This window comes from Methylobacterium sp. WL18 (genome assembly GCF_008040015.1).
In the GTDB taxonomy this organism is placed as follows: domain Bacteria; phylum Pseudomonadota; class Alphaproteobacteria; order Rhizobiales; family Beijerinckiaceae; genus Methylobacterium; species Methylobacterium mesophilicum.
The window spans coordinates 1-11,901 of sequence record NZ_VRVD01000010.1 but is presented as its reverse complement, the minus strand read 5'-3'; the positions used below and the strand labels follow the sequence as shown (position 1 = coordinate 11,901).

Annotated in this window: 4 protein-coding genes and 5 pseudogenes; 4 read left to right on the top strand and 5 right to left on the bottom strand. The window is 55.5% G+C overall.

Annotated features, from left to right (window positions below; translation table 11 throughout):
- Positions 1-12: 12 nt before the first annotated feature.
- Both FV228_RS02125 and FV228_RS33990 read left to right on the top strand, forming a co-directional pair.
- Positions 13-957, top strand: a pseudogene (locus FV228_RS02125) (IS481 family transposase); the annotation flags it as partial.
- An 18-nt stretch (positions 958-975) separates the two neighbouring features.
- Positions 976-1,935, top strand: a pseudogene (locus tag FV228_RS33990) (IS5 family transposase); the annotation flags it as partial.
- A 115-nt stretch (positions 1,936-2,050) separates the two neighbouring features.
- Here the strand turns inward: FV228_RS33990 and FV228_RS02115 are convergent.
- Positions 2,051-2,808 (bottom strand): IS5 family transposase gene (locus FV228_RS02115; protein WP_187277594.1). Its coding sequence is split into 2 segments (ribosomal slippage): positions 2,051-2,487 and positions 2,487-2,808, totalling 759 coding nucleotides; the frame shifts between segments, so codons are not numbered across the junction.
- 160 nt (positions 2,809-2,968) lie between these two features.
- On the opposite strand from FV228_RS02115, the pseudogene FV228_RS02110 reads away from it, so the two are divergent.
- Positions 2,969-3,946 (top strand): annotated as a pseudogene (locus FV228_RS02110) (IS630 family transposase).
- A 56-nt stretch (positions 3,947-4,002) separates the two neighbouring features.
- On the opposite strand, the gene FV228_RS02105 reads toward FV228_RS02110, so the two are convergent.
- From FV228_RS02105 to FV228_RS02095, 3 genes and pseudogenes are all read right to left on the bottom strand, one after another.
- A complete protein-coding gene (locus FV228_RS02105) occupies positions 4,003-4,935 on the bottom strand; it encodes a beta-1,6-N-acetylglucosaminyltransferase (protein ID WP_187277593.1) in 933 nt (310 codons plus the stop codon).
- Positions 4,936-5,928: 993 nt separating this feature from the next.
- Positions 5,929-6,811, bottom strand: a pseudogene (locus FV228_RS02100) (transposase); the annotation flags it as partial.
- A gap of 94 nt (positions 6,812-6,905) precedes the next feature.
- Complete coding sequence (locus FV228_RS02095; protein ID WP_147853084.1) at positions 6,906-8,294, bottom strand: hypothetical protein; 1,389 nt, start codon at positions 8,292-8,294, stop codon at positions 6,906-6,908.
- Positions 8,295-9,955: 1,661 nt separating this feature from the next.
- On the opposite strand from FV228_RS02095, the gene FV228_RS02090 reads away from it, so the two are divergent.
- A complete protein-coding gene (locus FV228_RS02090; protein ID WP_147853083.1) occupies positions 9,956-11,662 on the top strand; it encodes a Wzz/FepE/Etk N-terminal domain-containing protein in 1,707 nt (568 codons plus the stop codon).
- Between the two features lie 95 nt (positions 11,663-11,757).
- On the opposite strand, the pseudogene FV228_RS02085 reads toward FV228_RS02090, so the two are convergent.
- Positions 11,758-11,901, bottom strand: a pseudogene (locus tag FV228_RS02085) (IS630 family transposase); the annotation flags it as partial.

The window sequence follows — 11,901 nt, the reverse complement described above, 5'->3', positions numbered from 1 at the left end:
CCGGGAGGCGTTATGGGACAGGTTCTTCACGGCTGCGCCACGACCACGCACGCGGTCAGAGCAGCGCTACAGCGATCGAAAGCTCCGCTCAAAGATCTTGCCGCCCAGCACGGACTGAACCCCAAGACAGTCGCGAAGTGGCGTAAGCGAGCCTTCGTTCATGACGCGGCGATGGGACCGAAGATACCGCACTCTACCGTGCTCACGACCGAGGAAGAGGCGGTGATCGTCGCCTTCCGCCGGCACACCCTCTTGCCGCTCGACGACTGCCTCTACGCGCTCCAGGCCACCATCCCGCACCTGACCCGATCATCGCTGCATCGCTGCCTGCAGCGCCATGGGATCAGCCGGTTACCCGAGGTCGGCGGCGACAAGCCCGGCAAGCAAGCGTTCAAGGGCTACCCGATCGGCTTCTTCCACATCGACATCGCGGAGGTTCGCACCGGCGAAGGCAAGCTGTACCTCTGGGTGGCCATCGACAGGACGTCCAAATACGCCTTTGCCCAGCTGCACGAACGCGCTGATCGGCCCGTGGCCTGCGGCTTCCTAGAGGCACTCATCGAGGCCTGTCCTTACCGCCTGCACATCATCCTGACCGACAACGGCATCCAGTTCGCCGAGCTGCCCAAGAACCGTCGCGGCCCGACCGCCCTGTACCGCGTCAACCGCTTCGACCAGATCTGCCGGGCACACGACATCGAGCATCGGCTCACCAAGCCAAACCACCCGTGGACCAATGGCCAGGTCGAGCGCATGAACCGGACCCTCAAGGAGGCGACGGTCAAGCGCTACCATTACGACAGCCACGATCAGCTGCGTGAACACCTCGCCGCCTTCCTGGATGCCTACAACTTCGCTCGGCGGCTCAAGACCCTACGCGGCCTCACTCCGTATGAAGCGACCTGCCGGGCTTGGGCAGACGATCCAGACCGCTTCAGATACGATCCAACCCATCTCACCTCGGGACTGCACAGGTCGAAGGGGTGCCGCCCGCCCTACGACCCGGTCCTGATGTTCAAGATCCTGGTCCTTCAGACACTCTACACGCTCTCGGACGACGCCACCGAGTTCCAGATCCGGGATCGGCTCTCGTTCATGCGCTTCCTCGGTCTCGGCTTCGAGGATGGCGTGCCCGACGCCAAGACGGTGTGGCTGTTCCGGGAGCACCTGACCCGGGCCGGCGCGATCGACGAGCTGTTTGCAGCCTTCGACGCCTGGTTGAAGGGCAAGGGTTACCTCGCGATGTCGGGCCAGATCATCGATGCCTCGATCATCGCGGCTCCGCGTCAGAGCAACACCGATGCGGAGAAGGCGGCTCTCAGGGAGGGCAAGATCCCTGACGCGTGGGCGGCCAAACCGAAGAAGCTGGCGCGAGATGAGATCGCGATGCCCGCTGGACCCTGAAGCGGGCCACGGCGCGGCCCGCAAAGGCGGACGGCACCAAGGCCAAGGTCGAGATCGCCGTTCCGATGTTCGGCTACAAGACCCGCGTCTCGATCGACCGCAAGCACGGGTTCGTCCGCCGCTTCATCGTGACCAGCGCGGCCGCCCACGACGGGGCACAACTAGCCAACGTCCTCGACGCGACCAACACGGCGAGCGACGTATGGGCCGACACCGCCTACCGCTCGAAGACTAACGAAGCGCATCTCGCCAAGAATGGCCGGCGCTCGAAGGTCCACTTCCGGCGGCAGCCCGGCCTCGATCTGACGCCGGCGCAGCGCCAGGCCAACCGCGCCCGCTCCAAGGTCCGCTCGGCCGTCGATCCTTCGACAGGCTCAGGATGAGGCGGTGTTCGCCGGGCAGAAGCACCGCTTCGGCCTGTTCGTGCGCACGATCGGTTTGGCCCGAGCCCGGACCAAGATCGGGCTCGCCAATCTCGCCTACAACCTCAAGCGCTTCCTTTGGATCGAAACCCGGCCGGTGGCGGCCTGAGGGACGCTCGGGATAGCCTCCTGAGCTCTTTCAAGACCACCGCCAGATTACCAGAACGCCAGTCCAATCACGCCAAAGCTGCGAGTGGCGTCAAATCGACGGCTAAACCCCGCAATTACAGGGTTCTTCGAGGTGTCCGGACGGCGGCGAGTTTGACGCCGGCAAGAAAGTTGTCGGGATCCTTGTCGTAGCGGGTAGCGACGGCACGGAAGTGTTTGATTTTGCTGAAGAAGCGTTCGACCAGATTGCGGTACTTGTACAGGAACGGGCTGAAGGCCAAGTCCTGCTTGCGGTTGGGCATCGGCTTCACGTTCGCCCAAGCCCCCTGCTCGGCCATCCGGGCTCGCAGCGCATCGCTGTCGTAAGCCTGGTCACCCAGCAGGACCTGGCCTTCACCCAGCCCGCCCAGCATGTCGGTCGCCGAGCGCCCGTCATACGCCTGACCGGGCGTGATCTTCAGCGCCACGCGACGGCCCTCGGCATCCACCAGCGCGTGGATCTTGCTGGTCAGGCCGCCCCGTGAGCGACCCATGCCACCGGATCCGCCGTCTTTTTTTTGGCGCAGGCTGCATGGTGGTGCACCCGCACGCTGGTGGCGTCGATCATCTGTAGATCGCCCTCGTAAGCCTTTGACACAGCAGCCAGCAGCCGATCCCAAATGCCGCGCTTGCGCCAGCGCCGGAAGCGGTTGCCGCAGGTCGTGTAGGGCCCGTAACGCGCCGGGATGTCGGCCCACGGCGCACCCGTGCGCAGCCGCCTGAAGATCCCGTTCAGCACCCGTCGGTCGTCCACCCGATCCTTGCCGCGTACGTCCGTCGGCAGAACCGGCTCGATCAACGCCCACTCTGCATCCGTCAGGTCAAACCGCGCCATCCTCGGTCCTCCATTCGAAGAACCAACGACGCCCCGACCAAACCGTGCCACCCGTTATGGGTTTACGACCTAAAGCCGTGCCCTGGCGGGTTGAATCGCTTGAGGTAGGCGATCTGGCTGGCGTGTGATTCACTGGATGGGCTTGTGATGGAGGATTGCCATGCCTTCAGCCCTGTCGGTGGATCTGCGCGAGCGTGTGGTCGCTGCGATTGAAGCAGGTGCATCGCGGCATCAGGCGGCCAAACGCTTCGGTGTCGGGGCGGCCAGCGCCGTCCGTTGGCACGAGCGCTTCCGGCAGGACGGGAAGATCGCGCCCAAGCCCATGGGCGGCGAGCGCAACGCGCAGCGTCTGGAAGCGTAGGCCGCCCTGATCCTTCGACTCAACGAAGAACACCCGCTCTCCTTCCTGCGGGAACTGCGCGACAGGCTCTCCGAACGCGGCGTTCGGGCAAGCACGAGCAGCCTGTCACGCTTCTTCGCCCGGCATGGGATCGCCCGTAAAAAGGGGCTGTCTACGCGGCCGAGCTGGAGCGGTCGGATGTGAGGGCCGCGCGCGAGGAATGGTTCGATGGGCAACCCGATCTGGATCCGGATCGCGTGGTCTTCCTCGACGAGACGGCCGCCATGACGAAGATGGTCCGCCGCTATGGTCGCGCTCCGTGCGGGCAGCGCTGCCGGATCGCCGTGCCTCACGGGCACTACAAAACCACCACCATCCCCGCCGCCCTGCGCGCCACGGGACTGATCGCCAGGAGCGTCTTCGATGGAGCCACGAATGGTATGCGCTTCCGCGCCTACGTCACCGACATCCTGGCTCCGGTGCTGAGGCCCGGTGACACTGTCATCCTCGACAATCTGAACGCCCACAAGGTCGCCGGGGTGCGCGAGGCCATCGAGGCGGTCGGCGCACGGGTTCTCTACCTCCCGCCCTACAGTCCCGACTTCAATCCGATCGATCCTTCGACAGGCTCAGGATGAGGAGGTCTTTGCCAAGGTCAAAGCCCTCCTCCGGACGGCTGCAGCACGGACCGCCGCCGACCTGACTATCGCCACCGAGGACGCGTTCGCCGCCGTCCGACCGGATGAGTCGCGAAACTACCTCACTGCAGCTGGATACGATGCTTATGAGCCAACCTGAAAGGGTTGGCTCATGTTATTTTCATCAAACACGCCGACCGAGCCGCTTCCGAGGTATTAGGAATCTACTCGACGATCGATGTATTGATCAAACACATCAAGTGCAGCTTGGGACCGAAAAGACGATAATTTGCGAGTAAATAATTTGTCGCCCCTATTTGCCAAAATCTCTCTTGCTTCGTCTGCGGTTCTGATTGGTACTTTCGGCACGAGGGCATGCAGGTTCGCATAATAAAATGGCCCTCCAATTTTTGTAATATCATGATATGGCTCTATGTCTTGAGCTTGATCGACAAAAGGCGAGTTTTCGACGAGAGTGTGAAGATAAATCTCATCCGGTCCAAAAGACATTTTCAAAAAGTTGAATAATTCTGGGGCCTCGCGCGACTTTCCGACGCAATACTCCGCGCATTCTCTAGTAAGAGCTACCCAGTTTGAGCCCAGGGCCAGCGTCAAATTTTTATTAATTCGTCTTGGGAATGCGTGTAGCATTTGCTCCAAAGCGAAAAGCGGCTTGCGTTGCCAGGTGAACCTATCAGCCCATTCGCGGAAGTGAATTCCCCGAACTCGCCATAACTGCCGTCTATCGCCGCACTCTATCAAGGAAAAGCGTCTTATGAACTGTCTTTGTTTATTTGAAGCTAAATAGGCAACAATTTCATCATTAGTCGCTATTGGATAGTCGGCGCCAGATATAATTACAAAATGCGTACAATTAGCAGTGGTATGCTCTAGTGCATTTTGCATTGTTGCCAAGGTAGACGATACTTGACTTATTCCAGCCCACATAACCCTGAAGCGCGGCCGGGTGAAATATATATCTTCTCGACTGTCAGCCTCTGCCTCAAACGCCTCAATCGGGGTTTTTACATCCAAATGCACGAAAAAGGCCACGCGCTTGTCACGCAACCTCCTTGTCAACCGCCCAAATAAAGACGGGTCGGAGTGAGCCAAAACGATATAGGCCACCGATATATTATTGTCAGCCACACGCGCCTCCAGTCGAATCGAAGAGTTTAGCATCAGCCAACCGGACTTCGCTTCGACAAATTGTCAACCTTGTAATTTCCTAGACTTGTGCCATAGACGCTGCAGCAACGCCAGGCTATCGAACAAGCTTTCCACCAACTTCATGGGAAACGCAAGCGGCTCACCCGCGTTTCTTTCTTTGCTAGAGAAGGCCATCTAACACTTCGATCAATTTTCCATAAAGTGCCTCCAATTCTCTGCAAATTGCTTGGAATGCCCTCAAAACTAATCGGACGAAAGTCTTAGGCGCCGATTCGTCGTATAAAAAGTATGCCTATTGGTGACACAAATTTCCTGTTGCATCCAAAAAAGTGTCTGTCACGGCGCTGATCTTGCTTATTTGCCTTTTTTCGATGGTACTTACTATTCTGATCGCGCGCATACATACTGGAGAAAGATACTGCTTGCCATCAATCTTCAGCTTAATTGCAATTCGGCTTCAGTGCAGAATGCCTAATGACGGTTTTTTATATGTCACAAGCGCCGTTAACGTCCAACAATTATTTGGCGCGTCCGCTTCTCGGTTGGGTGATGACATCTTGACGACTCAGCCGTCGTCTCTGGGTCCCCATTGGCCCGAGCCGCAGTCTGCTGGACGCTCTTGCAATCACCGAGCCGACGAGCTCAGTTACGTCAAGCTTGCACATCGCCCGACGGATCGAATGCGACACGCCCGCCAGGAACGACTGAAGCCATCGATCCAGATCGTCACACCATCCGCCAGCATCTTACATTGCCGCTACCCACGCCCTGCACTTGCTTCAGTTTGGCTCTTGGTTAGTTCGAATGGCTTTTCCGCGCTTTCTTCTCTAAATGGTTCCCGGCTGCCGAATACTCTCCTTCGAAACGGGCATGAAGCGAATGGCCTTGCTTCGCGAAAATGGCTTTCAATCATTTCGAATAGGACAAGGAGCCAGAAGCATGCGCCGGGGCAGGAGGTCGAAAAAAGCCCGTCTTCAGCCAAAGTTGCAGACGCCAGGGCACGGGATCGTCGCTGACCTCGACGACATGGGCGACATCGCGCGCCAGATGCGCCAGGCACGTTTGGTGCTCGGCGGCGTGGCCCTGTTGAGCCGTGTAGCGATCTGAGATCCACACTGCAGGCCGATGCCCATCCATCATCTCCCGCACCACGATGGCGCCGCGCGTCGCCGAGGCCGTGTGCACCACGGCCTCGGCTGAGTGGAAGAGTCAGTGGTAGGCGTTCGAGCCCTCGATGCGCACGCCGGTCTCGTCGGAGGCGACGACCGTGGCCTTGCGTAGGGTCGAGACGGCCGCGTCGCGACCAGGATGGAAGCGCCCCTGCGCCCGGCGGAGTAGGTTCATCAGCCCGCCCTGGCTGGGCGTCATACCGAACAGGTCGGAGAGCGCCGCCTGCAAGCGTTCGTACGAGAGCGCCTGGAAAGTCTTGAGGTATGTCGCCACAGCGTGCAGCCGTGGCTCGAACGGTGTGCCCTGCGCTTCCTTCAGCACCGGAAACACAAGCCGCGTTCCACCGCTTGGGCACTGTACGGCAATCCGCTAGTACTGCGTCACGATCGGCGTCACCGCGGGCAGCTCGATCCGCATGGAGACGCTGACGATCTCAGCGCAAAGTTCCCTATGCAAGATGCTGCCACAGCACGAACATTGGTTGGGACGATGCTCGACGACGGCATCGGGACCGTCGCTCATCACCCGGCTGTGTCGCCCATGACCGGGCTTGGCCCCGACAGGCTTGAACTGGGCGCATTACTCCTTGCGATCCGTCGCGGGCGGCTTGGGGAAGGTGCGCGAGGTCTTGTCCGGACGTGTCAGACGAAGCACCACCTCATCCTGAGCCTGTCGAAGGATCGATAAGCTCCTCGCGGCTAAGCCGCTCAAGATCGCTTCAATCCATCCGACGAAGGAAACCGCGAAATCCGCTCCGCGAAAGGTTGTGGGTAATTACATCAGCTGTAGCCAGCACGGAAGGAACTTCGGCTAATCCGTGTGTGCCCTGAGGAGATTAAGCCGAGTGAGACAGCTAGGGGAATCCCAATATCGGGAACAGTTGCGACGAGCGAATACATCCCAAGTATCGGAAGCAAACTGAGCTTTAATGCAGCAACAAACGCTCTCATTTCACCGGAAGCATTTCGTGCGCCCATCAACAAACACTGCACAATGAAGCCAAACATCAGTGCTGCCCCAAAGGAACCAGTACTGCCAAGGATCGACACAGTCCAGTTCGATACCCTAATAGAGCCGAGACCAGCTCCCATACCACCAGTTTCGAGAAAGGCGTTCCATCCGAATCTCGTCCACATACTCCGCTCCACATAAGAAGCGGAAGTTGTTTTCTGAAAGACCATCGTGTTCAACATTGCAAGAAGCGGGTCAAATAACGCTGGATTGAGCAAGAACATAAAAACAACAGATAGCGCGCTTAACGATACAACCATCAATTCGCCGGGAATATTACCACGCCTAAACGAATCTTTATTAAGCATCCGATATAGCAAATCGCAAGCGTATACAGCGCCAAGCATCGCCAGGCCAATAAATCCTGTCGATGACGTTGACAAAACTGTCATTATTCCAAGTAAAACAATAGCAATTCGGCACGAGCGGCGCTCAGACACCTCTTCGTAAAGAGGTCGAAGAAATAGGAGGGTTCCCATCATGCCAACGCAAGCTGTCCCGTAAGTCGAAGCTTCTGGCATTAGCCCTACTACACGCTTAACACCTTCAGCTTCGACATCAGTCAAAAACGCATAGGATGCAGTACGGAACGGCTCTAAAACTGTGCTAATGCCTAATGTGAACGCGACAAGGTCAATGATCCCACTTACTACAAGGGCGTAAGCAGACCATATAAGGGCGCGCCTGTAGTGCAGCCGTGTCGCCGATGATAGGCCGATCACTGAAAAGATAAGCGACGTAGCGTATGACAGTATGAAATAACAGCTTTGAGTGAAGTTTCCTGAGCTTGGATGCAATATATCCGCACCCGACAGTGTAATCGAAATTGGTACGACCTCAAACAGTCCAAGGAAAGCCCTCGGAAAAACAAATGCACTGAAAACGCCATAGATGACGAATACTGTGAAAAGCGCCATCCGCTGAAGATCAATTGCCGAGTCTATAGCTCGCGAGATATTGCCTCGCTGAACTAGAGCCTTCATTACAAACGCGGCCGCGCAGGCCGACTGTGGTAACAAATTGACGCCGCCACTAAAGGGCAACATTTGAAGACTTCCAAATGTTCCGCTTATCAACATCAAGTACAACAGACCTGGACCGCGCGATGCGCAAAAATAAATTAAAAGCACCCAAAGAATGACGGCCGGCCAGCTCATCAAAACCTCGAAACTGTTTCACCAAAATAAATAAATTTAATCGCTGTCCACAAATTCTTCACGCTATACGAACTTCCCAAAAATGGACGAGTTAGATATCATTTGATCCACAGCATAAACCATAAGATACAACATTTGTTTCAAATAATCGAGCAGTTAAAGCTACGAAAAGATTTGGAAAATCAGCGAATCGAAGCACGCATGATTCACCCTTGACACAAAAGCCAGCTAATACCGCACGAGCGCAGCATTAATACATAACCGTAAGAGAGCGGCAAGCTCAAGGCTTCGATTATGACCCATCCCGAGGCCTCCGTTCGGATGTGACCGGACACGCATGACACGGTTGATAACCTTGACCAAACATACCCGATTCGGCGATGATATCCATGCCTAAGGCGAATTGGAGCAGTTTCGTCTAAGCGGCCTTCGGGGTCTAGATGTTCGCGCGTCAGGATAGTGGACCGCGACAAGTTGGAGTAGACTTGACGCATTTTGTCCCGAGTCAAGCCATGCACGAGCGTCATTTTTTCGCCGGCAGCATCCTTGGCTCAAGCTTGGATCATGATTCATTGGCATCCGCAAGACCGAGCCTACTACTTAGGCACAGGTCGAACCGTCGGTGGGTAGCGCATGTGATTCTTGTCGCATTGTTTTCACTGTGGCGATGGGTCGGCTTGTTTAAGACCGAAACGATCCGTCGGCGCGGGCAGTGGCGGCTGCCCGAGGCTTTAAAGAGCCTCGTCGGGATGAAACTGCTTACTCAACTACCGGCGACTACTTATAACAATCGACCCTGAGCCTCCTGCTAAAACGGAAGCATGCTATCAGCATAATTCGAATTTGAGGCTATGGCCGCCTGACCCAAAATCAGCTGGCTTTCTGGGAACTTGGCATCACTCACCCAACGCCGCAACCGTGGCGCCGCCCTAAAAACTTTTAACTTCGGCGCATCTCTTGAAGCAATTGGTTAACTACATGGCGATTTAGTCAGTGTTATTAGACCACGCGCTTAGCACAAAACACAGTCAGGTTAAAATTGTCCCCCACGCGCTTATCTTTGATTATACCGGCTGCTTACAACTGATTGGACGGTCGAGCCGAGGGATTAAGATACGGTTGCGCGCAAAGATCGAATATAGTTTCACAAGGTCAAGAAACCTCGCAATGTGCTGCATAAGTTTCCGCAAGCGCCCATTTTGATAAATATATCTTGCGGATTGCACATCGGCTCAACAAATCTGATGTCGAAAGGTGCCTTTGTGGCTGCCATTACTTTTGCCCTACTCATCAAACATCGCTAAAGTTTCAAACTACGACTCGTTGTGGAAGAACGGATGGTCGAGAGCTCATGAGCGCCGTTGCCAAGCCAGCCGGACCGTGTATCAGATGATGGCCAAGAGACAACGCGCAATTCCCTTGGAGTGCGACCAGCGACAATCTGATGCAGTGAAACAAAAAAGTTAGGAAGGTTCTGATTAAAGATGAAAATTTCCGGCGCCATTCAGCAGAGAAAAGAAGCTACCTGCCTCAACAGCAATTTAGAGTGCGTTGAATTAAATATTTGAAACATTCCCCGCTCTGTATGAGCTGATATGTCTTACAATGATAATAGCAGCTGGTATCTCGAGCTTGTGTCTCAGTGATTGGATCGTGAGCTAATGAATTTCACCGGCCCTCTTAGCCGTGCGGACGACACAAAGCAGGAAGCGCGCTTTGACCATGCGCCCCCCGGGCGGCAAAATGTGATTCAAGGTGTCGGGGAAACTTGGATCGGAGACTTAATCGTAGCTATTCGGCGCAGAACGGTCCTCCTGTGTCTATGGCTTCTTTTTTGTGTTGCCTTGGGTTCCGGCTACACTTCGCTCGCACAGCCCGAATATATCGCGTCGGCGCAGATCGCACTGGAGCCTCGAGTGCGCCTCCCGGGGGGCATCGACGCGGCAACAGCCTCCTCCGCTGTTGCGCCGATATTAGACAGCGCTCAAGCAGATAGTCAGCTTCAGATCATCCGCTCTGTAAAGAATTTACAATATGTTTTTGATACGCTTAACCTTATGAATGACTCTCCTTCCGACGAAAAGAATGCGGAAGAACGCAGCCGGAATAAGCAGCGGATGGCGATTCGAGAGTGGCTTGGTATTTCACCCAAGCTCTCTGAACAACAAAGGGCCGTCGAGGCTCGAGAAATAGCTTTCCAAAGATTTTACGACAGAGTTCAAGCAAAGCGCCTTGGACAGTCGTACGTCATTGAGGTGTCTTATCGGGGAACAAAGCCAGAAGAAACGGCGCGAATCACAAACTCGATAGCTGCTGCCTACATCCGGGATCAAGTCCTTTCTCATGTCGTTTCAGAACAACGTGGAAGTGAGTTTCTGCAGGGCCGTATTTCCCTTATTCAAGCTGAGAAAAAAGCTGCTGACGCGGCTGTTGCAAGCGGGGAAATTGCGAATATGGATTTTCCCGACTCAGACGCGCGGGTTGTCGGCCAAGCCCTAAGACCACTCGCCCCAGCTTATCCGCAACCGAAGCTAAATTTGTTGTTGGCAGGCATCGCAGGTCTTGTGACCGGTATAGCTGCCATTGCGATTGCGAATCACTTCGATCGCAACGTTCGCTCTCCCGAGCAAATTCGACGCGTTTTAGGTTTGGAGTGTCTTGTTATTTTACCTCGTTTGCGTCCAAGTCTGCTGTCTTATACAACAGTGATTGATCATCCGGACACTGAGTTTGCGAAGGGTGTTCGGCATCTGCGTACGGCTCTATATCCTTTTAGGGAAAAATCTAAACAATTTTCAATTGGTTTTGTTGCCTGCCAAAGTGGAGATGGCTGTAGTGTGGTTACTTCAAACTTTGCCCAGCTTATAGCTGGCCCAAACAATCCCGCAGTACTTGTAGATGCGGATCTGCAGAAGCCCGATTTAACGCGTGTTTTGGCGCCAAACGTGACCATTGGCTTAGATCGCGCCATCGAGTCGCTCTCGGAGGATGTAGATCTTCCGGAAATTCGGCTCGCGAACTCACTCAACTTTGTGCCAGCTGTGGCTGCTGGATTGAAAGCAAATCCTAATATTTTTTTAGGCGCTCGACTAATGCATGCCGTGTTGTCTTGTAGAAATAGGCCGCGAGATTATATACTCGACTTGCCCTCATTAACAACTTCTTCGGATGCGTATGCTATCAGCGATATGCTAACTGGCGTCGTATTGGTTGCGGCGGTAAATAAAACTGATATTGACAAGCTCACCGAGGCAGTTCGAGCTATTCAGCTGTCCAATGGTCGGGTGCTCGGAATCGTATTAAACGATCCGGTTCGTTCACGCCTTAGAAGGGTTCCGACCGGCTCCCACGAGCTGGTCCAAGGGTAAAAGTTTGCGGTAGGCAGCTTGGCCACTGGTACCTTGGCTGGCGGAGCTGGTCGGGCGAGCGTTGCCGGCCAAGCGGAGAAGTCTAGTGCAACGATTCAGACGGAAGGTTCAGGGGCTCGATTGAGGGCGTCGAAGATGGCGGCGGCGGGCTTGGTCCAGACGAAGGGTCGTGGGCTTCGGTTGTGCTCGCCGATGTAGCGTTTGATGGCGGCCTGAAGGTCGACGATTCCGGTGAAGGT

What these genes read in the sequence shown, in the direction of transcription:
- FV228_RS02095 (WP_147853084.1), bottom strand. Translation starts at nt 8,294, where the DNA reads ATGAGCTGGCCGGCCGTCATTCTTTGGGTGCTTTTAATTTATTTTTGC.
- FV228_RS02090 (WP_147853083.1), top strand. Translation starts at nt 9,956, where the DNA reads ATGAATTTCACCGGCCCTCTTAGCCGTGCGGACGACACAAAGCAGGAA.